Source organism: Streptomyces sp. NPDC058001 (assembly GCF_042886315.1).
In the GTDB taxonomy this organism is placed as follows: Bacteria; Actinomycetota; Actinomycetes; order Streptomycetales; family Streptomycetaceae; genus Streptomyces.
In genome coordinates, this window is sequence record NZ_JBHVQT010000006.1 from 463795 (window position 1) to 488853 (window position 25059).

The following is a 25059-nucleotide window of genomic DNA, read 5'->3' on the forward strand; positions in this document are numbered from 1 at the left end:
GAGCAAGGATCTGGTATGCCTCTGCCCGTGCAGTCGTCGGACATGGACGAGCCCCTGGGGCCCCTCCCCCGGGAATTCGCGGCGATCATGAGGCCCGAACTGCCCGGTCTGATGAAGGAGATACGGGTCGAGGTCACCCGCGCTTACCCGGAGTACGCCCAGTTGCTCAACGGCCCGAACGCCGCCGCCATCCGGCAGGGCTTCGAGCAGAGCCTGTCCGCCTTCGTGGACCGTGTCGCCGACCCCGCGTCGCCCACCACACTGCGCGACGAACTCCTGCGCACCTTCGGCCGGGTGGAGGCGTACGAGGGCCGGGACCTCGACTCCCTCCAGGGCGCGTACCGGCTCGGCGCCCGCGTCGCGCTGCGCCGGGCCAAGTCCATCGGCCGCCGCTACGACCTCTCCCCCACCCTCCTGCTCACCTTCGCCGACTCGCTCTTCGCCTATGTCGAAGAACTGGAAGCGCTCTCCCGCGAGGGCTATCTCGAAGTGCAGTCCCGGGCGGGTTCGGCGGGCGAGGCGTTACGAAGACGACTCCTGCATCTGCTCCTCGCGGGCACCCCACTCCCGCACGCCACCCTCAACGAACTGTGCGAACAGACCGGTTGGCCGCTGCCCGACGAAGTCACCCTGGTCGCCCTGCGGGCACCGGCCCCCGAGTTCGTACAGGCCGGCCTCGACCACGACGTCCTCGCCGACCTCGGCGCCCCGCAGCCCCACCTCCTCGTCCCCGGTCCCGTCACCCCCGAGCGCCTCGCCATGCTGGAGACCGCCGTCGCCGGGACCCATGTCGCGCTCGGCCTCACCGTCCCGACCGCGCAGGCCGCCGACTCGCTGCGCTGGGCCCGACGCATCCTGCAACTCGTGGACGAGGACATCGTTGCCAGTGCCCCCGTCCTCGACTGCGCCGACCATCTGGTCACGCTCTGGCTGCTGTCCGACCCGGCCCTGCTCACCGAGGTCGCCGCCCGCGAACTGGCCCCGCTGAACGGCGCGTCCGGAAACCGCAGGGCCCGCCTGGTCGAGACACTGCACGCCTGGCTCACCACCCGGGGCACCGCGGAACAGGTCGGCGACACACTCGGCGTCCACGCCCAGACCGTCCGCTACCGGCTGCGCAATCTGGAAGCGCACTTCGGGGACCAACTCGACCAACCCGAAAGGCGGTTCGCCATGGAGACGGCGCTGCGGGCGCTGCATCTGCATGGGACCCTCCATCACGCCGAGTGACACTCCCGCCGCCGGTCGCGGCGCGGAAATCGCTCGCCGAGGGGACATCCGCTCTGCTTGGCTCCCGGCATGAGTGATCTGCGCGTCCGCCCCGCCGACCCCTCCGACATCGATGCCGTGCTGCGGTTCTGGCGCGAGGCCGCGGAGGGTACGAGCATCAGCGACGACCCCGGCGGCGTGGCCCGGCTCGTCTCACGCGACCCCGAGGCCCTGCTGCTCGCGGAGCGTGACGGCGTCCTCACCGGAACCGTCATCGCCGGATTCGACGGCTGGCGCTGCCACCTCTACCGGCTCGCCGTGCACCCGGACCACCGGCGCAGGGGCGTGGGCTCGGCGCTGCTCGCGGCGGCCGAGGAGCGATTCGTACGGCTCGGCGGGCGACGGGGCGACGCGATGGTCCTGGAACGCAACGAGACCGGTCAGCACGCGTGGCGGGCCGCCGGATACGCTCCCCAGGAGCAGTGGCGGCGCTGGGTGAAGCACCTGGACGGGTAGCTCGCGGCCCGAGACCGGCCGCGGTGCGGGACGGGTAGCGGCGGGGGACGGGCCACGGCCCGGGACAGTTCGCGGTCCGGGAGAGGTCACGGTCCGGGAGGGGTGCGGTCCGGGAGAGGTGCGGTCCGGGAGAGGTGCGGTCCGGGGCAGGCACCTTTGCCGACGCTTTAGCATGGTCGCACTCCCGTTCTGTCCAACCTCTTCTGTGAAAGGTGTGAGCGTCCGTCCATGGGCGAACCTCCCAGTAGTCGACATCGCGCGTTCCCCACGTCCCTGCATGATCATGGGACGGAGGTGACCCGATGACCGAAGTGCTCCTGCTCGCCGTGGCGGTTCTGCTCTCGCTGGCCTGCGGAGCCTTCGTCGCGGCGGAGTTCTCGCTCACCACCGTCGAGCGCAGCGACCTGGAACAGGCCGCGGAGCGCGGCGAGCGCGGCGCGGCCGGTGCGCTCAAAGCCGCCCGGAACCTCACCTTCCAGCTGTCCGGTGCCCAGCTCGGGATCACCGTCACCAACCTGGTCGTCGGCATGCTCTCCGAGCCGTCCATCGCCAAGCTCATCGCGGGCCCGCTGGAGAGCCTCGGCATACCCAGCTCCGCCGCGAGCACCACGGCCCTCGTCCTGGGCACCGCCCTGTCGACCGTGTTCCTGATGGTCGTCGGTGAGCTGGTACCGAAGAACTGGGCGATCTCGTCACCGCTGGCCGTCGCCAAACGCGTCGCCACCCCGCAGCGCCTGTTCACCTCCGTCTTCCGCCCCTTCATCAGCCATCTGAACAACACCGCCAACCACGCGGTACGCCGTATGGGCCTCGAACCCGCCGAGGAGCTGGCGTCGGCACGCGGACCGCAGGAGCTGATCGCCCTGGCCCGGCACTCCGCGAAGGCGGGCGCGCTGGAGGCCGACACCGCGGAACTCTTCGTCCGCACCCTGAACCTCGCCGACCTCACCGCCGAGAACGTGATGACGCCGCGCGTCCAGGTCATGGCCCTGGAGGCGTACGCGACCTGCGAGGACGTGGCGAACGCGACCCGCGCCACGGGCCTGTCCCGGTTCCCCGTGTACCAGGGCAATCTCGACACCGTCGTCGGTGTCGTGCACATCAAGGACGTCCTCGCGGTACCCGCCGAGCAGCGCCGCCGTGAGCGGGTCTCCGGACTGATGCGCGAGCCGCTCCTGGTCCCGGAGTCCCTGACCGTCGACCGACTCCTGGACCGGCTCTCCGGCAAGCGGACCATGGCCGTCGTCATCGACGAGTACGGCGGCACAGCCGGGGTCGCGACGCTGGAGGACATCGTCGAGGAGGTCGTCGGCGAGGTACGCGACGAACACGACCCGCACGAGACATCCGACCTGGCCACCGCCGGTACGGACGAGGAGGGCCGCACGCTGTACTCGGCGGACGGCTCGGCCAGGATGGACCAGCTCGCCCGCGTCGGCCTGCGCGTCCCGGACGGCCCGTACGAGACGCTGGCCGGTCTGGTCGCCACCGAGCTGGGGCGTATCCCGGCCGCGGGCGACCGCGTCGAGGTGGCCGGCTGGCGGCTCGACGTGGTGGACGCGAGCGGACGCCGCGCGGCCCGCCTGCTGCTGCACGAACCCGTCACCCCTGTCGAACCGGAGGAGGAGCGATGATCGCCGTCCAGCTGCTGATCGGCCTGGCGACCCTGGTCGCGAACGCCTTCTTCGTCGGCGCGGAGTTCGCCCTGATCTCGGTGCGCCGCAGCCAGATCGAACCGCACGCCGAGGAGGGCGACCGGCGGGCCCGCAGTGTGCTGTGGGGCCTGGAGCACGTGTCGGCGCTGCTCGCCGCGGCGCAGCTCGGCATCACCCTGTGCACGCTGGTGCTCGGTGTGGTCGCCGAGCCCGCCATCGCGCATCTGCTGGAACCCGTGTTCCACGCGGTGGGTGTGCCTCAGGGCGCGATCCACGCGATCTCGTTCGTGATCGCGCTGACCGTGGCCACGTATCTGCACATGCTGCTCGGCGAGATGATCCCGAAGAACGTCGCGCTCGCCGAGCCGGTGCGCAGCGCGCTGGTCCTCGGGCCGCCCCTGGTCGCCCTGGCGCGCGCGCTGCGTCCGGTGATCTTCACGGTGAACGCCTTCGCCAACGGGCTGCTCCGGCTGCTGCGCGTGGAGGTCAAGGACGAGGTCACCGCGACCTTCTCGGACTCCGGACTCGCCCGTCTCGTCAAGGACTCCGGCGACGCCGGGCTGATCGACGACCGCGCGCAGGAGCGCCTGCACGACGCGCTGGAGCTGGGCCGCCGCCCGGTCAACGACGTCGTACTCCCCGTCGAACGCGTCGTCTACGCGCACCTGGGTGTCACGCCCGAGCACTTGGAGCGGCTGTCGACCGAGTCCGGGTTCTCGCGCTTCCCGGTCGTCGACGACGGGCAGCGGATCGTGGGCTATCTCCATGTGAAGGACGCCCTCGACGCCATGCCCCGGGACCTGCCCTTCCAGATCCGCGACATGCGCCCGATCGCCCGGATCCGCGCGACGACGCCCCTGGACGACGTGCTCACGGCGATGCGCCGCAGCCGTACCCATCTGGCGGCGGTCATCGGCTCGGACGGGAAGCTCGCGGGCCTGGTGACCATGGAGGACGTGCTCCAGGAACTGTTCGGACAGCCCGCCTAGCCGCTCTGTCCCGGGAGGTCGGTGACACCTCGGGATACGATCACACCGCGATGGAGATCAATGCCAACTACACCAGTCTCGTAGCGGTCGGTGACAGTTTCACGGAGGGCATGTCGGACCTGCTGCCCGACGGCTCGTACCGCGGCTGGGCCGACCTCCTGGCGGCCCGCATGGCCGCCCGGACGCCCGGCTTCCGGTACGCCAACCTCGCCGTACGCGGCAAGCTGATCGGCCAGATCGTCGAGGAGCAGATCGCCACGGCGGCGGCGATGCGGCCCGATGTGGTGACGCTGGTGGGCGGCCTCAACGACACGCTCCGGCCGCAGTGCGACATGGGCCGGGTCCGCGCCCTCCTGGAGGAGGCCGTCGAACGTCTCGCGCCGAACTGCGAGCGCCTGGTCCTGATGCGCAGCCCCGGCCGCCAGGGTCCCGTTCTGGAACGGTTCCGCCCCCGCATGGAGGAGCTGTTCGCCTGCGTCGACGCGCTCGCGGCGCGGCACGGCGCGGTTGTCGTCGACCTGTACGGGGCGTCCGTCCTCGGCGATCGGCGGCTCTGGGACGTGGACCGGCTGCACCTCACCGGCGAGGGGCACCGCCGGGTCGCCGAGGCGGTGTGGCAGACGCTCGGGTACCCGCCCGAGGACGACTGGCGGACGCCGCTCGCCCCGGCACGGGCGCCGAGCTGGGGCGCCCGCCGGACCGCCGACGTCCGCTTCGCGCGGCGGTATCTCGTGCCGTGGATAGGCCGCCGGCTCACGGGCCGCTCGTCGGGCGACGGCCGCCCGGCCAAACGACCGGAGCTGCTGCCGTACGAGGGGGCGTCGTAGGACGCGTAGATCCTGCTGGTTCCCTGTAGGTCCTCGTCGGTCCTTATAGGTCTTCGTCATAGGTCTTCGTCGGTCCTTGTAGGTTCCGACGAACAGCCCCATGGCGCTGGCCTGCGCGAATCGACAGTAGAATCCGTCCACGTGACTGCTGCGTCTGCGAAGCCCCGTATCCCCAACGTCCTGGCCGGTCGCTATGCCTCCGCCGAGCTGGCCACCCTGTGGTCGCCCGAGCAGAAGGTACGGCTTGAGCGTCAGCTCTGGCTCGCCGTGCTGCGGGCCCAGAAGGACCTCGGGATCGAGGTGCCGGACGCGGCGCTCGACGACTACGCGCGCGTGCTCGACGAGGTCGACCTCGGCTCGATCGCCGAGCGCGAGAAGGTCACGCGCCATGACGTGAAGGCCCGGATCGAGGAGTTCAACGCCCTCGCCGGACATGAGCACGTCCACAAGGGCATGACCTCGCGGGACCTCACGGAGAACGTCGAGCAGCTCCAGATCCGGCTCTCCCTCGAACTGATGCGGGACCGCACGGTCGCGGTCCTCGTCCGCCTCGGGAAGCTCGCGGGCGAGTACGGCGAGCTGGTCATGGCGGGCCGCTCGCACAATGTCGCCGCGCAGGCCACCACCCTGGGCAAGCGTTTCGCGACGGCCGCCGACGAACTCCTCGTGGCGTACGGACGGGTCGAAGAGCTGCTGACCCGCTATCCGCTGCGCGGCATCAAGGGCCCGGTCGGCACCGCGCAGGACATGCTCGACCTGCTGGGCGGCGACGCGGCCAAGCTCGCGGATCTTGAGCAGCGCATCGCCGGGCATCTGGGCTTCTCGCAGGCGTTCACCTCGGTCGGCCAGGTCTACCCGCGCTCCCTGGACTACGAGGTCGTCACCGCGCTCGTCCAGCTCGCCGCCGCGCCCTCCTCGCTCGCGAAGACGATCCGCCTGATGGCGGGCCACGAGCTGGTCACCGAGGGCTTCAAGCCGGGCCAGGTCGGCTCGTCGGCGATGCCGCACAAGATGAACACCCGCTCCTGCGAGCGCGTGAACGGTCTGATGGTGATCCTGCGGGGTTACGCGTCCATGACCGGCGAGCTGGCGGGCGACCAGTGGAACGAGGGCGACGTCTCCTGCTCCGTGGTCCGCCGGGTCGCGCTGCCCGACGCGTTCTTCGCGCTCGACGGACTCCTGGAGACCTTCCTGACGGTGCTGGACGAGTTCGGTGCCTTCCCCGCCGTCGTCGCGCGGGAGCTGGACCGCTATCTGCCGTTCCTCGCCACCACGAAGGTCCTCATGGGTGCCGTACGGGCGGGTGTCGGCCGCGAGTTGGCGCACGAGGCGATCAAGGAGAACGCGGTCACGTCCGCCCTGGCGATGCGCGAGCAGGGCGCCGAGCGCAATGAACTGCTCGACAAACTCGCCGCGGACGACCGGATTCCGCTGGACCGTGCGCAGCTTGACGCGCTGATGGCGGACAAGCTGTCCTTCACGGGCGCGGCCGGCGACCAGGTGGCGGCCGTCGTCGCCCGGGTCGAGGAGATCGCGAAGCGGCACCCGGAGGCCGCGGGCTACACACCGGGGGCGATCCTCTGACACGGTCGGCACGGTTGACGGGATCGACGCGGTTGACACGGTCGGCGCGGTTCACGGCCGCCGAACTGGAGGCCGCGCGCGACCGGTTGGTGCCGGACGTCTGCGCCGAGGGCCTGCGTGTGCTGTTTTGCGGTATCAACCCGGGCCTGATGACGGCGGCGACGGGCCACCACTTCGCCCGCCCCGGCAACCGCTTCTGGCCGGTCCTGCACCTGTCCGGCTTCACGCCCCGGCTCTTCCACCCTTCGGAGCAGGACGAGTTGCTGTCGTGCGGGCTCGGCATCACCAATGTGGTGGCCCGCGCGACCGCCCGGGCCGACGAGTTGACGGCGGACGAGTACCGCGAGGGCGGGCGTCTGCTGGCGGCGAAGGTCGAGCGGCTGCGCCCGCGGTGGCTCGCCGTGGTGGGCGTCACCGCGTTCCGCGCCGCCTTCGACGACCGCCGGGCCGCGATCGGCCCGCGCGACGCGACGATCGGCGGCAGCCGGGTCTGGGTCCTCCCCAACCCCAGCGGCCTGAACGCGCATTGGACGGCGGCGACGATGGCGCAGGAGTACGGGCGTCTGCGGGCGGCGGCCTCGGAGTAGCCGGCACGGGGGCCATGGGCCACCATGGACGCGTGATCACGACCTCCCGGCTGACGCTGCGCCGCTGGCGGCACGAGGACATCGCCCCGCTGGCGACGATCAGCGGCGACCCCGAAGTGATGCGCTGGATCGGCGACGGCTCGGTCCGCTCCCTCGACGGGACCCGCGCCGCCGTCGAGGCGATGGAGCGCGCGTGGGACGGCCAGGGCTTCGGCCTCTTCGCCGTCGAACTCCGGGAGAGCGGCGAACTCGTCGGCTTCACGGGCTTCTCGGTCCCCGAGTACCTTCCCGAACTGCTCCCTTCTGTCGAGATCGGCTGGCGTCTCGGCCGGGCCTACTGGGGACAGGGCCTCGCCACGGAGGCGGCGCTCGCCGCACTGCGTTTCGGGCTGAAGGACCGTGACCTGGACCGGATCGTCAGTGTGGCCCAGACGGGCAACGACGCCTCGGAACGCATCATGACCAAGCTGGGGATGCGCCTGGACCGGGAACTGGTCGATCCGTCGTGCGGGCGGCCGGTGCGGGTGTACGCGGTGACGAGGGCGGAGTTCGAGGGCGTGGGGCGCTGATGCCGGGAGCCGTTGATGCCCTTGTGTAGTTGGGTGCCGTCAAGGTGGGTCGACGTCGGTGACCGCGGCCAGGAAGTGGACCGGTGATTCCGGGTCCCGGCGGGTTATCGCCAGGACCAGCCAGCGGTTGTCGGTCCGCCACACCAGTGCGTCACCGTGCCGTGAGCTGACCGTCGCCCACGGCTCGGGTATCGCCCCGCCGGTGTCGTGACCGGTGTCAAAGGCGCGTAGGGCCATGCCCTGGAGGCCGATGTGGTCCGGGCGCCCGATCCGCTCCGTGAGCAGCACCGCGAGCGATTCCCGGTCCGCGTACGCCTGCTCCTCGGCGACCGCGTACGCCCAGGCGCCCTCGTCGCCGTGTCCGTCCGGCCCGGTGAGGTCGACGACGAAGTACCCCGGACCGCCGACAGCACCGACAGCTCCGACGACATCGACCGGTCGGCCGTGCTCCGCGGGGAATTCCCGGGAGCACAGCAGATCGATCGCGGCGAGGTGCTGTGCGGTGCTCATGCTCTCCAGTAAACCTGCCCCCACTGACAATTGGCGGTGGGTCACCGACGAACCCCCGCCCGCGATCACGCGTCGCGGCGGCGAATCGCCCACCATCCGGCGAGCAGCGCTGCCGCGGCCCAGAGTGCCAGGACCGCGAGCCCGGTCCAGGGTCCGGGCGTCCCCGGCGCATTCTGGTACAGCACCTGCCGCCCCGCCTGGTCGGGGAGGTATTTCGCGGCGCCCCCCGCGACGTCGCCGATGACGAACGACGCGATCAGCGTGAAGGGGATCAGCAGGCTCAGCACGGCCACGCCGCTGCGCAGCAGCACGGTGAGACCCGCGGCGAACAGCGCCATCAGCGCCAGAAGGACGGCGCCGCCGAAGCACGCGCGCAGGGCGCCCGGTTCGCCGAGCCCGATGGCGTACTTCCCCATGAACGCCTGCCCGGCGAGGAAGGAGGCGAAGGTGGTGACGAGCCCCACGGCGAGTGCGGCGCCGCCGATGACGGCCATCTTGGCGCCGTACAACTGGCCGCGCCTCGGGACCGCCCAGAGCGAGACCCGCAGGGCGTGGTTCAGGTACTCGGACGATACGGCGGTGGCGCCGAAGGAGATGGCCGCGATCTGGGCGAAGTTGAGGGCGTAGAAGGCGGCGAGGACCGGGTCGCCGCCGTTCTCGGCCTGTGACTGGCCCACCGTGGGGAACACGATCAGGGTGGTGCCGAGCGAGACGGCGAAGACCGCGATGAGCGAACCGAAGCCGGCGCGCACCGAGCGGATCTTGATCCACTCGGAGTGCAGGACCGCGCTGGTGGACATGCTCAGACCTCCTGGGGTGTGGTGGGTTCGGTGCGGGCCGCCGCGAACTCGGTGTCGTCGGCGGTGAGGGCGAGATACGCCTGCTCCAAGGACGCCTGGTCGTCGGCGAGTTCGAGGACGGGGATGCCCTCGCGCGCGGCGATGGCGCCGATCTCCTCGGCCTTCACCCCGTTGACGAGCCACTTGCCGTCCACGTCGGGCAGCATCTCGTGGCCGTGCCGGGCCAGGGTCGCCCGCAGGCGTTCCGGCTCGGTGCTGCGTACGCGCGCGCGGGGCGCGGTGTGCGCGGCGAGGAACGCGGGCAGCGGTGCGTCGGCGAGCAGCCTCCCGCGGCCCAGCACGACGAGGTGGTCGGCGAACGTGGCGGTCTCGTTCATGAGATGGCTGGAGACCAGGACGGTGCGGCCCTCGCGCGCGAGCCGGCGCAACGTCTCGCGGATCCAGATGATGCCTTCCGGGTCGAGGCCGTTGGAGGGCTCGTCCAGGAGAACGACGGCGGGGTCACCGAGGAGCGCGGCGGCGATGCCGAGGCGCTGGCGCATCCCGAGCGAGAACGTCTTGATACGGCGCCGGGCGACCGGCGCGAGTCCGGTCTCCTCCAGGACCGCGTCGACGCGGCGCGCGGAGATGCGGTTGCTGACGGCGAGGGCGAGGAGATGGCGGTACGCGGTGCGGGAGCCGTGCGCGGCCTGCGCGTCCAGCAGGGCGCCGACCTGACGCAGGGGTTCGTCCAGGGCGGCGTAGGGGCGTCCGCCGAGCGTCGCCGTGCCGCTGGTGGGCCGGTCGAGGCCGAGCACGAGCCGCAGGGTGGTGGATTTGCCGGCGCCGTTCGGGCCGAGGAATCCGGTGACCCGGCCCGGCAGGACGGAGAAGGTCAGCCGGTCCACGGCCCGGGTCGTCCCGTACTCCTTGGTCAGGTCTGTCACGTCGATGCTGGTCATGGGCCCAGACTCGCGGGCGGGCGGCCCCGTGGTCCTCCCCCGTGGGCGGAGATCGTCTCCCCCGCGCGGGGGAACCGGGCGCCGCGGGGTGCTGGCACGATGACGGGTATGTCCCGCCTCATCGGCCGTGTGCCTCGCCTCCTGCGTCCGCTGGTGCACGCGGTGACGTACACGCGCTGGCTGCACATGCTGTTGGCGTCGGTCGTCGCGTTCGTGTGCGGCATCATCTTTCCGGGGCTCTCCGACACCTCGCCCGCGCGCTGGGCATTGATCGTGACGCTGCCGATTCCGCTGGTCGTTGCGGCGGCGATGGTCCCGGTGATGCGCCGCGCGGAAGGGCTTCAGGCGCGGCTGATGCTGTTTCCGGGGTCCCACGCGCGCGAGAGGGACGACACGTCCGATCCGGGCATCAGCGCCTCACCGTCGGCGTCGTGGCGTGAGGTGGCGCGCACCGCGGTGTGGATGGTGCTGCGTCTGGAGGTCGGCTGCGCGGTCGCCCTGGGATGCGGCCAGCTCATGGCCTCCACCCTGGCGCTGATCGGCGCGGCCATCGGTGAGCCGCTGAACGACGACGGCATCCTGCTCTGGACGCCGGCCGCGCCCTGGCTGTCGGCCCTGCTGATCCCGGTCCCGCTCGCGGTCATGATGGTGTTCGTCACGCTCACCGGTGCGGGCATGGCCGGCGCCGCCCGCCGGCTGCTCGGGTCCTCGCCCGCCGAACGGCTCGCGGCCCTGGAGGAGCGCACGGAACGCGTCCTTGAGCGCAACAGGATCGCCCGTGAACTGCACGACTCCATCGGCCACGCCCTGACGGTGGCGGTGGTCCAGGCGGGCGCCGCGCGCGCGGCGGGCGACGCGGCGTTCACGGAGCGGGCGCTCGACGCCATCGAGGAGACCGGACGGGCGGCCCTGGAGGAGTTGGAGCGGGTACTGATCGTGCTGCGCGACGCCGAGCGGCCCGTGAGCGCGCGCCCCACGCTCGCCGACGCCGACCGGCTCCTGGACTCCGCGCGCGCGTCGGGCGCGAAGCTCGACGTCGAGGTGTCCGGGCCCCTGGAGCGGGTGCCGGGGCCCGTGTCCCGCGAGGGCTACCGCATGCTCCAGGAGTCCCTCACGAATGTGCTCCGGCACGCCGGTTCGGTCCCTGTACGGGTCAGGGTGACGGTGCTCCACGCGCGCGTGGAGATCGACGTACGCAATCCGCTGACCGTCGAAGCGGCCCGGAACCTGTCCCCCAAAGAACCGTCCCGGCCGTCCGGTCGCGGCAGTGGGCTGCGCGGCATCCGGGAGCGAGCGGCCCTGCTCGGCGGCCGGGCCCACACGGGTCCCGACGACGGCGAGTGGCGGGTCTATGTCGAGCTGCCCCTGACCTGACGACGACCCTCTGGCCTGACGACGACTCCCTGGCCCGACGCGGGTCCCCCGACCTTTGCCCTGCCCCTGTGCCCCGACCAGGTCCGCCGACCTGGCGCCGGTCCGTATCACCCGGCTCCTCTAGGCTGGCCGGATGCCGCTCACCGTCCTGCTGGTCGACGACGAACCTCTCGTACGCGCGGGTCTGCGGGCCGTTCTGGAGGCGCAGTCGGACATCGAGGTGGTGGGCGAGGCGGCGGACGGGGCAGCCGTGATCCCGCTGGTGCGCAGTCTGCGTCCGGACGTGGTGGCGATGGATGTGCGGATGCCGCTCCTGGACGGCATCGAGGCCACGCGCGCGGTGCTGCGCACGGTGTCCGATCCGCCGAAGATCCTGGTGGTGACGACGTTCGAGAACGACGAGTACGTCTACGAGGCGCTGCGCGCGGGCGCGGACGGTTTCCTGCTGAAGCGGGCCAGGCCCGTGGAGATCGTGAACGCGGTGCGCCTGGTCGCGCAGGGCGACTCGCTCCTGTTCCCCGCCGCGGTACGGAGATTGGCCGCCGAGCACGGCAAGGAGTACGGCGATCCGGTGGCCCGCGAGGCGCTGGACCGTGCCGCCCTGACGGACCGTGAGGCGGACGTACTGCGGCTGATGACTCGGGGCCTGTCCAACGCGGAGATCGCCGCCCGGCTGGTCGTGGGCACCGAGACGGTCAAGTCCCATGTGAGCGCCGTCCTGGCCAAGCTGGGGGCCCGGGACCGTACGCAGGCGGTGATCGCGGCGTATGAGTCGGGGTTCGTCTCGCCGGGCTGAGTCGCCGGTCGTCCGGCCCGGATTCCGGATCCGCGTGGCGCCGGGGACACGTCCCGGATTCGACATGGTCACGACCTCGCCGGACACTCGCCGTAATCGTCCGGTGCCGAGTACGATCCGGGCCATGCGCACGAGCGGGGAGGACCGACGTTGGGGCGGCTGACCGGCGGGGATCCCTCACTGCTGCGGCGGATCAATTCCGCTGTGGTGCTGCACGCGCTGCGGGCCACCGACTGCGCGACCCTCACCGAGGTGACCCGGGTGACGGGGCTGTCGCGGCCCACGGTCGAGGGCGTGGTCGAGGGGCTGATCGAGGCGGGTCTCGTCGTCGAGACGGCCGCCGAGGAGGGCGCCGCGCGGCGCCAGGGGCGCCCGGCCCGCAGGTTCCGGTTCCGTGCCGAGGCGGGGCATCTGCTGGGCCTGGAGATCGGCCCGCACCGGGTCGCGGCCGTGCTCGCCGATCTGGACGGCACGTTCCTCGGCACGGCGTCCAAATCGGTCTCCGAAACGGCCTCGGCCGACGAACGGCTCGACCGGTTGCGGGTGGCCGTCGCGGATCTGCTGCGCCGGGCCGGAGTGGCCCGCAGTTCGCTGCGGGCGGTCGGTGTGGGCAGCCCTGGGATCGTCGAGGCGGACGGGACGGTACGGCTCGGCACGGCCCTGCCGGAGTGGACGGGGCTGCAACTGGGCGAGCGGCTGCGCCGGTCGTTCCGCTGCCCGGTCCTCGTGGAGAACGACGCCAACGCGGCGGCCGTGGCCGAGCACTGGAAGGGCGCGGCGACCGAGTCCGACGACATGGTGTTCGTCCTGGCCGGTCTCAGCCCGGGCGCGGGATCCCTGATCGGCGGACGGCTGCACCGGGGTTTCGGCGGTGCGGCGGGCGAGATCGGGGCGTTGCATCTGCTGGGCCGTGAGGCGACGCCGGAGACGCTGCTCTCGACCACCGACAAGCCCCTGCACCCTTTGGACGAGCAGGCCGTGGCCGAGGTCTTCGCGCACGCCCGCAAGGGCGACGAGCGGGCCCAGGCGGCCCTGGACCGCTTCATCCAGCGGCTGGTGCACGATGTGGCGGCGCTGGTCCTCGCACTGGACCCGGAGCTGGTCGTCGTGGGCGGCTGGGCGGCCGGTCTGGACGGCGTACTGGAGCCGTTGCGCGGTGAGTTGGCCCGCTACTGTCTCCGGCCGCCGCGGGTGGCGCTGTCGATGCTCGGCGAGGCCGCCATCGCGACGGGGGCGTTGCGGCTCGCGCTCGACCATGTCGAGGAGGAGCTGTTCGCGGTGGAGAGCACGGTGACGGCGCGGCGGTGACCGCCGCGCCGCTGTCCGGGGTCGGAACGCCCCGGTCCGGGAGCGTCCGTACGGGACCCGGCCGGCACAGGATGAGTGGGCGCGTACCGGGTTGGCGCGTACCGGATAGCCCGCTCGGGGTCAGGATGCCTGGCGCTCGGGGCCGTGGTGTATTTCGACGCCGCCGGAGTCCCCGAAGGTGAGCCGGCAGGTGTCCGCGCGGTAGGTCGCCACGGAGACGGCCGCGGTGCGGCCCTCGGCGAAGTACCGGGTGGTGACGACCAGGACGGGTGAGCCGGGCAGCCGGTCGAGTTCCTTGGCGTCGTCGGCGCGGGCCGAGCCCAGTTCGACGGCGCGGTCCTGTCCTTCGAGGCCGAGGCGCTGGAGTTCCCGCAGGACGGCACGCGCGCGTGCGCTGGGCGACGGGGCGTTGATGGCCGACAGGTCGGGCACCGAGGACTCGGGGATGTACAGCAGCTCGGCCGCGACGGGCTGGCCGTGCGACACCCGGCTGCGGCGGACGATGTGCACGGCCTCGCCGTCGGCGGTCTCCAGCATCCTGGCGACGGCGGCGGGCGCCGCTGCGCTCTCGCAGTCGGCGGTCTGCCAGGCGTCACCGAGCGCGCCGGGCCAGTCCTGGTCGTCGGAGCCGACGGCCACGCCCATGCGCGGGGGCGCGACGGTGGTGCCGACGCCCCGGCGGCGCTGGAGGCGCCCTTCGAGTTCGAGCTGTTCAAGGGCCTGGCGGAGGGTGGCCCGCGCGACGCCGAAGCGCGCGGCGAGATCCCGTTCGTTCGGCAGGATCTGTCCCACCGCGAACTCCGTGTCCAGTGCCTCGGTGAGCACGGTCTTCAGATGCCAGTACTTGGGCTCCGGCACCGATTCCAGCTGCGTGGTGGTCCCCACCCTGTCCTCCGCAATCGCCGTGTCTCGGAGGCGTTTTAAGCGCCCTTGTTTATTAAAGGTTCCTGCACTATCTCTGCGACGATAGGCCGGTCCCCACACTTGGTCAAGACCAATCCTGGAACGGTCGCGGGGCACACGGGTCCCTGGTCCGGGAGCGTTCACGCGACGTTCGTGCAGCACACGCGCGTGTAAGGCGCCCGTCACATGGCGGGAGCGGGGGCCCGGGGACGGCTGGGTCGGGGCGGAGACTTTGCCGGATCGAGGAAGTCTCAGCCGAGGGGCAGCAGCTTCTCGGGGTTGCGGATGAGGTACATGCGCTGGATGTGACCGTCGGCGACGTCGAGTTGGAAGACGGAGTCCGGCTTGCCCCCGTCGAGGGCCAGGACCGCCGTCCCGCCGTTGAGTTCGATGACGCGGAAGCTGAGTTCCGCCGCGCCCTGCTCGGCGACGCCGTGCAGGAAACGGGCCACCTTGGCGGCCGAAACGATGATCCGCAGCGGCGCCCTGGCCTTGCCGTCGGTGTCGCTCACCAGACTGACGTCCGGCGCGAGCAGCGTCATGAGGCCGTCCAGGTCACCGCTCGTGGCCGCGGCGAGGAACCGTTCGGTGAGGTCGCGGCGTTCGTCCGGGTCGACGCGGTAGCGCGGCCGGCGCTCCTCGACGTGCTGCCGCGCGCGGGTGGCCAGTTTCCGTACGGCGGGCTCACCGCGGTCGAGGATGGCGGCGATCTCCGCGAACGGGTACCCGAACGCCTCCCGGAGCACGAACACCGCGCGCTCCAGCGGTGACAGCGACTCCAGGACGACCATGACGGCGAACGAGACGGAGTCGGCGAGCACCGCGCGCTCCGCGGTGTCCGGCGCGACCGCCCCGAGGTCGGTGACCAAGGGTTCGGGCAGCCACGGCCCCACGTACGCCTCACGGCGCGCCTGGACCTGGCGGAGCCGGTCGATCGCGAGGCGGGTGGCGGTTCGCACGAGGAACGCGCGCGGGTCGCGGACCGGCTCCCGGTCGGTGCCCGCCCAGCGCAGCCAGGTCTCCTGGACGACGTCCTCCGCGTCGGCCACCCGGCCCAGCATGCGGTAGGCGACGCCCATCAGGACGCCCCGGTGCTCCTCGAAAACCTCGGTCGTGATGTCGGTTGCCACCCGTCCATCCCACCCGACGTGCCGCGCCGTGTCCACTTCCCGTACGCGAACTCGCCACCGGGGTCTACCCGTCGGTAGCTATTGCTGACAAGCTGTCTACTCGCGACTCTCCACCGTCGGCCGCCCGCCCGCCGCGTCCACCGCGCGCCCTGTCCGAGGAGCAGCAGCATGTCCGACACGGCCTACCTCACCGTCGATTCCCGGCTCGGCCCGCGGACGGTGTCGCTCTCCTACGCGCGCGTGGGCAGCGGTGCGCCCCTGCTCCTGCTGCACGGCATCGGCCACCACCGCCAGGCGTGGGACCCGGTGATACCCGCGCTGGCCGCCGAGCGGGACGTGATCGCCGTGGACCTGCCCGGCTTCGGCGCGTCACCGGCCCTGCCGGAAGGGCTGGCGTACGACCTGACGACCGTGGTGCCCGTCCTGGGCGCGCTCTGTGCCGCGCTGGACATCGAACGGCCGCATGTCGTCGGCAACTCGCTCGGCGGTCTCCTGGCCCTTGAGTTGGGCCGCGAGAAGCTCGTCCGTTCCGTCACGGCACTGTCCCCGGCGGGGTTCTGGACGCGGAGCGAGCGCCGCTACGCGTTCGGGACGCTGCTCGCGATGCGCCAGGGAGCGCGTCTGCTGCCCGTTCCGGCGATCAGGGGGCTCGCCCGGACGGCGGCCGGTCGCGCCGCCCTGACGAGCACGATCTACGCCCGGCCGGGGCGCCGTTCACCCGAGGCCGCCGTCGCCGAGACGCTGGCCCTGCGCGACGCCACCGGGTTCTTCGAGACCCTCGCGGCCGGCCGGGACGTGCTCTTCACGGACGACATCCCCGAGATCCCGGTCACCGTGGCCTGGGGCACCCACGACCGGCTCCTGCTGCGCCGTCAGGGCATCCGCGCCAAGCACGCGATTCCCGGCGCCCGGCTGGTACGGCTGCCCGGCTGTGGGCATGTGCCCATGAGCGACGACCCCGCTCTTGTCGCGCGCGTCATCCTCGACACGAGCCGCTGACCGCCCGCCGGGCACCCGACGGCCCGGCAGGCGACCGCCCAGCACCCCCGAACCCACGGCGACCCCGGCGCCCACCAGGGCGCTGCCGACGGCCTGCGCCGCGCCGTAGCCGCCCGTACCGACCAGCGGCGCCGTGCAGGCCGCGGCGACGGGGATCAGACCGGAGAACAGCGTGGCGCGCTCCGCGCCGATGCGTTGCATGCCCATGTACCAGCAGACGAAGCCGATGACGGTGACGATCGCCGCCTGCCACAGCAGGGCGACCGTCTCGGAGGTGTCGGGTCGGCGCAGCCAGTCGCCGCCGTCGACGGCCACACCGACGACCGCCGACTCGGCGGCGGCCAGCGCGCACACGGTGGCCGACAGCAGCCGCGGTCCGAGGGGCCTCAGCACCGGGACCGCCAGGACGGCGAAGCCGACCTCGCCGGCGAGCGCGCACACCGAGAACGCGACCCCCGCCGCGTCCGTACGGCCCCAGCCCTGCACGGTGCACGCCCCGGCCGCGACGAACAGGGCGCCGTACAGGACGGTGCGCTGCGGACGGCGGCCGTCGAGCAGGGGCACCAGGACGGCGACGGCGACGGGCGCGCAGCCGACGAAGACACCGGGGACGGCAGGTTCGGCGGTGCGCTCGGCCGCGATGACGGCGATGTTGAAGCCGACCATGCCGATGGCGGCGAGCAGTCCCAGGCGCACCCACTGCCGGGCGCCGAGGGCCCTTAGCGGCGCCGCCGCGCCGCGTCCGACGAGCGGGACGAGCAGCAGGAAGGCCAGGCCGTAGCGGAGGAACTGGCCGCCCGCGTACGGGTAGGCGCCCAGGACGCTGTTGGCGGTGAAGGACCCGCCGACAAGGAGGCAGGCGAGGGCGGCGAACAGGGACCCTCGCACGGAGTTGGCGTTCATGGGGTTGACGCTAGGCACGCGCGTGGACCGGTTTAAGGTCCACTTCCATGACGGCATCGGGGACCAATCAGCCGGCGCGTGGCGGGCCGGGGAGCAGCACGGCGTGGGAGATGCTGCTGCCCGCGGCCTCGGCGCCCGCGCGTGGCCGGGGGCGCGCGCTCCAGGCGGCGCTGCGTGACGCGGTGCGGTCGGGGCGGCTCGCGCAGGGCACCCGGCTGCCGTCCAGCCGTGATCTGGCCGCCGATCTGGGGGTGTCCCGGGGGCTGGTCACGGAGGCGTACGAGCAGTTGACGGCCGAGGGGTATCTGCGCAGCGACCGCGGCGCCGGCACCTGGGTCGGCGGCGCCGCGCGCGCCGCCCACCCCCGCGCGCATGACGGCGCTCCGCGACCGCCGGGCGCGACCGTGGACTTTCTGCCCGGCACACCAGATCTGTCGCTGTTCCCGCGCGCGGGATGGGCGTCGGCCTACCGCGAGGTCCTGGCACGGCTGCCGCACCGCGCCCTCGGATACCCGGATCCGCGCGGGCTGCCCCGGCTGCGTACCGCGCTCGCCGACCTGCTGACGCGCAGGCGCGGGGTGGTCGCCGATCCCGAACGCCTCGTCGTGTGCTCGGGCGTCGCGCAGGCGGTGACCCTGTTGGGATTCGTGCTGCATGCGCGCGGGGAGCACACCGTCGGCGTGGAGGACCCGGGAAGTCCGGAACACGACGCGCTCTTCGCGTCCGCCGGGGTCCGCACCGTGCCGCTGCCGCTGGACGCCGAGGGACTCGCCCTGGGCCCACTGCGGGCGTCCGGCGTGCGGTCGCTCGTGACGACGCCCGCCCATCAGTTCCCTTCGGGCATCGCGTACTCCGCGCGGCGCCGTACCGAACTCCTCGACTGGGTGCGGTCGGTGGACGGGCTGGTCGTCGAGGACGACTACGACGGCGACTTCCGCTACGACCGCTCCCCCGTCGGCGCCCTCCAGGGGCTCGACCCGGAACACGTCGCCTATACGGGTTCCGTCAGCAAATCCCTGGCACCCGGGCTGCGGCTGGGCTGGCTGGTGGTACCGGCGCGGCTCACCGAGGAAGTCGTCGAACGGAAACGCACCATGGACCTCGGCAACCCGGCGCTGGAGCAGGAGACGCTGGCCCACTTCGTGGAACGCGGCGACTACGACCGGCAGTTGCGGCGCTGCCGGACCGCGTACCAGGAGCGCCGCGACACCCTGGTGGCCGCCCTGCGCGACGGCTTCCCCGGCTCCGAGGTGACCGGGATCGCGGCGGGACTGCACGTCATCGTCCGGCTGCCCGCACGGTACGGGCCGCAGGAACACCTCCTCGCGCGCGCGGAAGCGGCCGGTGTCGCCGTACGGCCGCTGACCGCCTACGGGACGCGAACACCGGACGACGGCTCGGTCCGGCTGGTCGTCGGATACGCCCATCTGCCGCCCGCGCGGATCGAGGAAGGCGTACGGCTGCTGGTCGCGGCGGCGGGAACCGTGATCCCGCGCGCGTGCCGTGTTCCCCGTCGGGGGCGGTGAGTTGTTCACTTGGGGTTCGCGTGAGCGCTGCGGCGCACCAGTAGGTGTGTGACAGCGCCAGGTGTCGCACCGCACACCGGCCGGACCCGTCACTGGAGGCGTACCCATGTCCCCTCGCCCGCCCAGCCCCCTCCCCGGCCGCCGCAGCGTGCTGCGCGGTTCACTGGCCGCGTCGGCGGCCCTCGCCCTGCCCGCGACCGTCGCCGCCCCCGCGCTCGCCCTGTCGGGGCGCCCCAAGGCGGGCTGGGGAGTCCAGAGCGGTGATGTGACCACCAACTCGGGTCTCGTCTGGGTGCGTTCCGACCGTCCCGCGCGGATGATCGTCGAGACCTCGGCCACCGAGTCGTTCCGCCGCACCACCCGCTGGCACGGCCCGCTCCTGGGGCCCGGCACGGACTTCACCGGCACGACCCGGCTGCGCGGGCTGCCTTCGGGCGAACAGATCCACTACCGGGTCCTGCTCGCCGACCCGGACGACCCGCGCCGCACGGGTGAACCGGTCAACGGCACCTTCCGCACGGCGTCCACGCACCGGCGCGGCGGCGCGCGCTTCCTGTGGTCGGGCGACATCGCGGGCCAGGGCTGGGGCATCAACCCGGACCTGGGCGGCTACCGGGTGTACGAGGAGATGCGCCGCCTCGATCCGGACTTCTTCCTGTGCAGCGGCGACACCATCTACGCGGACAACCCGATCCTGCCGAAGGTGACCCTGCCCGACGGCCGGATCTGGCGGAATGTCACCACCGAGGAGAAGTCGAAGGTCGCCGAGAGCCTCGCGGAGTTCCGGGGCGCGTTCCGCTACAACCTCCTCGACGAGAACGTACGGCGCTTCAACGCGCAGGTGCCCACGGTCGTCCAGTGGGACGACCACGAGGTGCACAACAACTGGTACCCGGGTCAGATCCTGGACGACGCCCGGTACACGGTGAAGGACGCCGACCTCCTCGCGGAGCGCTCACTGCGCGCGTTCGGCGAGTACTTCCCGATCTCGACGCTGCCCACCGGCGACGCCGGGGGCCGGATGTACCGGGTGCTGCGGCACGGTCCGCTGCTCGACGTGTTCGTGCTGGACATGCGCACCCACCGCAACGCCAACTCGCCGGGCCGGCAGCCCGACGACACGAACGGCATCCTCGGCGCCGAGCAGCTCGCCTGGCTCAAGCGGGAACTGTCCCGGTCCCGGGCCACCTGGAAGGTGATCGCGTCGGACATGCCGCTGGGTCTGGTCGTCGCGGACGGCGCCGTCAACTTCGAGGCGGTCGCCCAGGGCGACCCGGGGGCGCCGCTGGGCCGCGAACTCCAGATCGCCGAGCTGCTGCGCCACATCAAGCACCGGCGGATCACCGGCACGCTGTGGCTGACGGCGGACGTGCACTACACGTCGGCGCAGCACTACGACCCGTCGCGGGCCGCCTTCAAGGACTTCGCGCCGTTCTGGGAGTTCGTGTCCGGGCCCCTCGCGGCCGGCGGTTTTCCGGCGGTCAAACTGGACGGCACCTTCGGGCCCGAGCAGTCCTTCGTGAAGGCCCCGACACGCGCCAATGTCTCGCCCGCCGAGTCCCCGCAGTACTTCGGCGAGGTCGACATCGACGGCGCGAGTGGCGAGTTGACAGTGCGGCTGCGGGAAGAGGGCGGCGTGCTGTTCACGAAGGTGCTGCAACCGGGGCGGGTGGGGCAGTAGGGGTTCGGGGTCAGGAGTGATCAGGCCAGGAGGCGACTGGCATCGTCGTTGAGGCCCCGTCAGTTTGACTAACCGTCAACTCCCCCCCGCTCCGGACTGTTTCCGCAGGTCACGGCGATTGTCAGTGGTCGCGTCTACGGTTTTCCCATGACGCGATCCATGCAGGCCGTGGCCTACTCCCGACCCTCCACACTGGAATCCGCACCGGACGGCGGGCGGCTCGGGCTTGAGACGTCCCGGGGCGCCACGCCGTCGGGGATACAGGACCATCCGCGGTTCTTCGCGGGGTTCCTGACCTCGCCGCAGATCGCCTCGGCGGGCCTGCTCGCGGTGGCCGACGTGGCCGCGACCCGGTACTACCAGCGGCAGTTGGCCGCGTCACTGGACCCGGTGGTGACGGGGAACGGCGATCGGCTCCGCTTCGAGTCGTTCTCGGGCTGCGGCGGCGTGTATGCCCGTTTCGACGTCCTCGCGGCCGGCCTCGACGGCGACCGGATCGGGCACGGAACGACCAATGTCGACGTCAACAACCCGCTGCGGGAGGCCCTTTCGCGGATCGGCGCGGACGATCCGCTGCATCTGCGGGTCGGACCGGACGAGATGGCCGTGACCACGCTGGACGGCCCGGTCGTCGAGAAGAAGGTGCCGCTCCCGGACCGATGGCTGCGTGGCTTCGCCGAGGCCCAGGTCGTCGCGGCCGGTTTCGATCTGCGGGCGGAGCTGCCCGCCGGGGACGCCGTGCGGTTCCTGCGGTCGCTGCCGAGGAGTTCCGCGCGCGGGGCGTCCCGTGGCGCCTCCTGGGTGGTGCCCGCGGGGCGTGGGCTGCGGCCGACGACCCGGCCGGTGCCCGGCGCCGTCGCCCTGCCGGGGCCGGAGCGCCTGGTGGCCCTTCTGCGGGTACTGCGGCACGCCACGGCACTGCGGGTGTACGGTCCGCCGGTCACCGGCGGCGCGGACTCGACCGCCGCTGCCTGGGAGGTCGTCCTGCCCGGCATGCGCCTCACGCTCACGCTGTCGCCGGACGCGTCCCGGGGCTTCTCCGGCGAGGGTGGCGTGCTGGACGCGCTGGCGACCGACGAGGCAGCCGAGGACGCCGAGCTGATCTCGGTCCTGCTGGCCTGGGAGCCGCGCATCGACCTCGCCGACCTCGCCGCCTCGTCCGGACTGCCGGTCGAGCGGGTGCGGGCCGCGCTGGTCCGCCTGGGCACCTCGGGCCGCGTGGGGTACGACACGGCGGAGGCGGCGTACTTCCACCGTGAACTTCCCTATGACGCGGGGCGGGTGGAGCGGCACAATCCACGGCTGCGCTCCGCCCGCGCGCTGCTCGACGCCGGCGCGGTGGCCCTGGACGGTGACCTCGGCACGGTGACCGCGGACGACGGGCACGTCCACCGGGTGCGCGACGACGCGGGAACGCTGACCTGCACCTGCCAGTGGTGGGCGAAGTACCGCGGCGGGCGGGGACCGTGCAAACACGCGCTGGCCGTCCGGATGGCACGTCGGGGCACCGCGACATCGCCTGCCGCCGTCACGGCGACCGCGGACACGGGCAGCGCGCGGTCCGTCGACGGCACGGAGTTCGCCGGAGGTGCCCGATGAGTACGGAACTGCTCATGCCGGCGGTGCGTTCGGGCCGGATGACCGAGGCGGTCGACCTGCTCAACGGCATGACCGCCGCCGAACGCCGCACATACCTGCCCGAGTTGAAGTCCCTCCGCAAGGAGCTGCGGTCCGCTCCCTGGTCGGCGGAGACCCGCAGGACGCATCCCGTACTGCATGCCGCCGGGGCCGCCTGTCACAGCGGCGTCGTCGCGGCGGCCACCTGGATCGCGGGAGCCGACATGCGCTGGTCGCAGGCGTCTCCGGGCGTGCTGCTGCGTCTGCTGGGCGAGCGCGACCCGCGCTGGCTCGGGGACCTGGCGCACAAGCTGGCGGACCGTCCGGTCTCCTCCTCCGTGCCGTACGGGCTGATGTCGGGGCTGGTACGGCGCGCGGGATGCGAGGCCCCGACCACGGACGCGTATGTCCAGGGCTGGATGGACGACACCAGCGGTATGTGGCAGCGCGGCACCGTACTGGCGGAGCGGCTGCGCGGCGACCCCCATCTGGTGCCCCTCGTCACCGCGATGTTCGAGACCGACGACATCGGCTCACGCATCGAGTGGACGTACGGCGGGGAGGAGGCACACAGTTGGACGGCCGCCCTGGTACGCCTGACGGAGGACGGTGTCCTGGACCGGAAGGTGATGATCGAGGCGTGTGTCGCCCGCCTGCTGCGGGGTGGCCCACTCAGCGACCACCGGGCGTTCCTGCGGCTGCTCAAGGCGCTGTCGCCGACCCGCGAGGAGGAGCGTGAGCGCCTGGCGGACTGGACGGCGCTGGCCTCCGACGCGCCGTCACTGGTCGCGACCCACGCGCAGTCGGTACTCGGCGCACTCGCCCACGACGGCGAGATGACGCACCGTCAGCTCGCTGAGATGTCGCGGGGAGTTCTGTTCCGCACCGAGAAGAAGCTGGTCAGGACCCAGCTCATCCTGCTCGGGAAGGTACTCAGGGCCGCGCCGGACGCGGCGCCGGTGCTGCTGCCCGCGGTGGCCGACGCCTTTGGGCACGAGGACACCGACCTCCAGGAGCGCGCCCTGAAACTGGTCGAGCGGCATCTGGACCAGGCCGACCCTGATGCCCGGGATGAACTGGCCGGAGCCCTGGAACAGTTGAGCCCCGGACTGCGCCCGCGCGCGGCCGAGGCGCTGGGCGTCACGCCGACCCCGGACGACACAGAGCCGTACACGGAGGTGCTGCCGCCCCCGCCCGAGCGCCGCCGCGTACCGCCGGCCCCGGGGTCCGCCGCCGAGGTGGCCGAGGAGACCGGCGCCCTGCTGGAGTCGGGCGGCGGCGTGTCGGCCTTCGAACGGGTCCTGGACGGTCTGGTCCGGCACGCCTGCACGGACCGGGCAGCCCTGATGGAGGCACTGGGTCCGCTGATGGAGCGGCAGTGGTGGCACGGCACCCCGAAGGTGTGGCGTACGAACAACCACTTCAGCGACGAACCTCACGGCGTCGAGGTGATCCTGGCGACCCTGTTCGACGACGTCAGGACTGTCACGCTGCAAGCCAGAATCCTGCGCGGCGCGATGAGCAGGGAGTGCGCGCACACGGCCCTGTCCCGCCCGTTGAAGGCACGGCTGTGGGAGGCCGCGTACCGGATCCGGACCGAGCCGGTGCCCTTCCTGCTGGCCACGCCGACCTGGGAATCCGGTGTCCTGGAGCTCGAGGAGCTGGTGGCACGCCTGACGGAGTACCGGCGACTCGGCGCCCGCCCGGGTGAGGCGGACTTCGCGCAGGCCCTGCTCCGGGTGCGCCGCGACCCCGCCGTGGCCGGGGCGGCGACCGCGCTCGGCACTGCCGAAGGCGACCGTCTGGGCCGTTGGCTGAGCGGTGGCCCGGCGCGCCCCCGCACCTCCGCGCTCCGCACCTCGGGCGACCGGATCCTCGTCCAGGTCGACGAGGACACCGAGCTGACCGAGTGGGAGAAGCAACTCCCGCGCGCGTTCGCGAACCTCGGCGCCGAGGTGACCGTCCCCGACCGGCCGAGGACCTGCTACCACTGGTCGTACGCCGACCGCGCACACTGGCTCGCCGTCGTCCCGGGGCGGCGGGACGTCGTCGCGGCCGTGCTGCTGAAGCAGACGTCCGACTCGGCTGTCGAGGACACCGGCGACGACCCGGCGTATCTGCCGCTGCTCGCCGAGACCGACGGTGAAGCGGGCGACGCGGTGCACCTCGCGGTGGCGTACGGCCTGGGCGCCCGGCGGTCCGACGAGCGGCTCGCGGCGGTGGACGCGCTGCTGGTCCTCGCCGCACGGGGACAGCTCGACGCCGACCTGCTCGGTGGCGCGCTCGGGCGTCTGTTGGTGAGCGGTGCGGTCAAGCCCCTCCGGCTGGTCGAGTCGGGGCGCGCTGCGGCGGCCACGGGGGCGTACGCCACCACGTGGTCGGTGCTGCGTGAGGCGCTGGTGCCGTTGCTGACCGCGTTCGCCGAGGGGCGTTCGGCCGGGGTGCGGGGCGCCGGCGATCTGCTCGCGGTGGCCGCCGAGTGTGCCGAGCGGACGGGTGCGCGGGGTGCGATACCCCGGCTGGCGGAGGTGGCGGAGCGAGGCGGTTCGTCACGGCTGGTGACCCAGGCGCGGCGGCTGCACAAGGCGCTCGGGGCGGAGACGACACGGTGACCTGAGGCGCGGTACACGGGGGT

The 25059-nt window shown here is 72.5% G+C and carries 21 protein-coding genes and 1 pseudogene; 16 read left to right on the forward strand and 6 right to left on the reverse strand.

The features are described from left to right. Window positions 1-15 precede the first annotated feature (15 nt). The 8 genes from ACFVT5_RS17675 (at window position 16) to ACFVT5_RS17710 (ending at window position 7936) form a co-directional block, all read left to right on the forward strand. Window positions 16-1230, forward strand: a complete 1215-nt coding sequence (locus tag ACFVT5_RS17675; RefSeq protein WP_389887847.1) for a helix-turn-helix domain-containing protein — start codon at window positions 16-18, stop codon at window positions 1228-1230. Between the two features lie 69 nt (window positions 1231-1299). Continuing rightward, window positions 1300-1725 carry a GNAT family N-acetyltransferase gene (locus ACFVT5_RS17680; RefSeq protein ID WP_389887850.1) on the forward strand — a complete coding sequence of 142 codons (426 nt, stop codon included), beginning with the start codon at window positions 1300-1302 and terminating at the stop codon, window positions 1723-1725. A gap of 302 nt (window positions 1726-2027) precedes the next feature. Beyond that, window positions 2028-3359, forward strand: coding sequence for a hemolysin family protein (locus ACFVT5_RS17685; protein ID WP_389887853.1), 1332 nt, complete (start codon window positions 2028-2030; stop codon window positions 3357-3359). Continuing rightward, a complete protein-coding gene (locus ACFVT5_RS17690; protein ID WP_389887856.1) occupies window positions 3356-4369 on the forward strand; it encodes a hemolysin family protein in 1014 nt (337 codons plus the stop codon). The genes ACFVT5_RS17685 and ACFVT5_RS17690 overlap by 4 nt, the downstream gene beginning before the upstream one ends. Before the next feature lie 50 nt (window positions 4370-4419). Next, window positions 4420-5196, forward strand: coding sequence for an SGNH/GDSL hydrolase family protein (locus tag ACFVT5_RS17695; protein ID WP_389887859.1), 777 nt, complete (start codon window positions 4420-4422; stop codon window positions 5194-5196). Between the two features lie 141 nt (window positions 5197-5337). Then, window positions 5338-6780, forward strand: a complete 1443-nt coding sequence (gene purB / locus ACFVT5_RS17700; protein WP_389887862.1) for an adenylosuccinate lyase — start codon at window positions 5338-5340, stop codon at window positions 6778-6780. 14 nt (window positions 6781-6794) lie between these two features. After that, window positions 6795-7367: a G/U mismatch-specific DNA glycosylase gene (mug, locus tag ACFVT5_RS17705; RefSeq protein WP_389887865.1), complete on the forward strand. Its 573-nt coding sequence runs from the start codon at window positions 6795-6797 to the stop codon at window positions 7365-7367. Between the two features lie 32 nt (window positions 7368-7399). After that, the gene (locus ACFVT5_RS17710; protein ID WP_389887868.1) at window positions 7400-7936 is read left to right on the forward strand and encodes a GNAT family N-acetyltransferase; all 537 of its coding nucleotides are present in this window, start codon (window positions 7400-7402) and stop codon (window positions 7934-7936) included. Window positions 7937-7975: 39 nt separating this feature from the next. Here the strand turns inward: ACFVT5_RS17710 and ACFVT5_RS17715 are convergent, their stop codons facing one another. The 3 genes from ACFVT5_RS17715 to ACFVT5_RS17725 form a co-directional block, all read right to left on the reverse strand. Beyond that, window positions 7976-8446: a hypothetical protein gene (locus ACFVT5_RS17715; RefSeq protein ID WP_389887870.1), complete on the reverse strand. Its 471-nt coding sequence runs from the start codon at window positions 8444-8446 to the stop codon at window positions 7976-7978. A gap of 65 nt (window positions 8447-8511) precedes the next feature. Continuing rightward, a complete protein-coding gene (locus tag ACFVT5_RS17720) occupies window positions 8512-9246 on the reverse strand; it encodes an ABC transporter permease (protein ID WP_389887873.1) in 735 nt (244 codons plus the stop codon). A gap of 2 nt (window positions 9247-9248) precedes the next feature. Further along, entirely contained in the window at window positions 9249-10187 is a 939-nt protein-coding gene (locus ACFVT5_RS17725) for an ABC transporter ATP-binding protein (RefSeq protein WP_389887876.1), read from the reverse strand. A gap of 129 nt (window positions 10188-10316) precedes the next feature. Between ACFVT5_RS17725 and ACFVT5_RS17730 the strand changes: the two genes are divergently transcribed. The 3 genes from ACFVT5_RS17730 to ACFVT5_RS17740 all read left to right on the forward strand — a co-directional run bounded on the left by ACFVT5_RS17730 (window position 10317) and on the right by ACFVT5_RS17740 (window position 13665). Continuing rightward, a complete protein-coding gene (locus tag ACFVT5_RS17730) occupies window positions 10317-11561 on the forward strand; it encodes a histidine kinase (protein WP_389888206.1) in 1245 nt (414 codons plus the stop codon). A gap of 133 nt (window positions 11562-11694) precedes the next feature. Further along, a complete protein-coding gene (locus tag ACFVT5_RS17735) occupies window positions 11695-12357 on the forward strand; it encodes a response regulator (protein WP_389887879.1) in 663 nt (220 codons plus the stop codon). Between the two features lie 150 nt (window positions 12358-12507). After that, window positions 12508-13665: an ROK family transcriptional regulator gene (locus ACFVT5_RS17740; protein WP_389887882.1), complete on the forward strand. Its 1158-nt coding sequence runs from the start codon at window positions 12508-12510 to the stop codon at window positions 13663-13665. A gap of 120 nt (window positions 13666-13785) precedes the next feature. Here ACFVT5_RS17740 and ACFVT5_RS17745 read toward each other — a convergent pair whose 3' ends face one another. Beyond that, the gene (locus ACFVT5_RS17745) at window positions 13786-14550 is read right to left on the reverse strand and encodes a GntR family transcriptional regulator (protein ID WP_389887885.1); all 765 of its coding nucleotides are present in this window, start codon (window positions 14548-14550) and stop codon (window positions 13786-13788) included. Between the two features lie 269 nt (window positions 14551-14819). Then, window positions 14820-15698: an RNA polymerase sigma-70 factor gene (locus ACFVT5_RS17750; protein WP_389887888.1), complete on the reverse strand. Its 879-nt coding sequence runs from the start codon at window positions 15696-15698 to the stop codon at window positions 14820-14822. A 168-nt stretch (window positions 15699-15866) separates the two neighbouring features. Here ACFVT5_RS17750 and ACFVT5_RS17755 point away from each other — a divergent pair, with 168 nt between their 5' ends. Beyond that, complete coding sequence (locus tag ACFVT5_RS17755; protein ID WP_389887891.1) at window positions 15867-16697, forward strand: alpha/beta fold hydrolase; 831 nt, start codon at window positions 15867-15869, stop codon at window positions 16695-16697. Between the two features lie 66 nt (window positions 16698-16763). Here ACFVT5_RS17755 and ACFVT5_RS17760 read toward each other — a convergent pair. Beyond that, a pseudogene (locus ACFVT5_RS17760) lies at window positions 16764-17657 on the reverse strand (DMT family transporter); the annotation flags it as partial. On the opposite strand from ACFVT5_RS17760, the gene ACFVT5_RS17765 reads away from it, so the two are divergent. The 4 genes from ACFVT5_RS17765 to ACFVT5_RS17780 all read left to right on the forward strand — a co-directional run bounded on the left by ACFVT5_RS17765 (window position 17648) and on the right by ACFVT5_RS17780 (window position 25036). Further along, window positions 17648-19126 (forward strand): PLP-dependent aminotransferase family protein, encoded by a 1479-nt coding sequence (locus ACFVT5_RS17765; RefSeq protein WP_389887894.1) that lies wholly within the window; start codon window positions 17648-17650, stop codon window positions 19124-19126. The pseudogene ACFVT5_RS17760 and the gene ACFVT5_RS17765 overlap by 10 nt on opposite strands. A gap of 106 nt (window positions 19127-19232) precedes the next feature. After that, window positions 19233-20807 carry an alkaline phosphatase D family protein gene (locus ACFVT5_RS17770; protein ID WP_389887897.1) on the forward strand — a complete coding sequence of 525 codons (1575 nt, stop codon included), beginning with the start codon at window positions 19233-19235 and terminating at the stop codon, window positions 20805-20807. A 147-nt stretch (window positions 20808-20954) separates the two neighbouring features. Continuing rightward, on the forward strand, window positions 20955-22406 hold the full coding sequence (locus ACFVT5_RS17775) for an SWIM zinc finger family protein (RefSeq protein ID WP_389887900.1): 1452 nt from the start codon (window positions 20955-20957) through the stop codon (window positions 22404-22406). Continuing rightward, window positions 22403-25036, forward strand: coding sequence for a DUF6493 family protein (locus tag ACFVT5_RS17780; protein ID WP_389887903.1), 2634 nt, complete (start codon window positions 22403-22405; stop codon window positions 25034-25036). The genes ACFVT5_RS17775 and ACFVT5_RS17780 overlap by 4 nt, the downstream gene beginning before the upstream one ends. The last annotated feature ends 23 nt before the right edge of the window (window positions 25037-25059 follow it).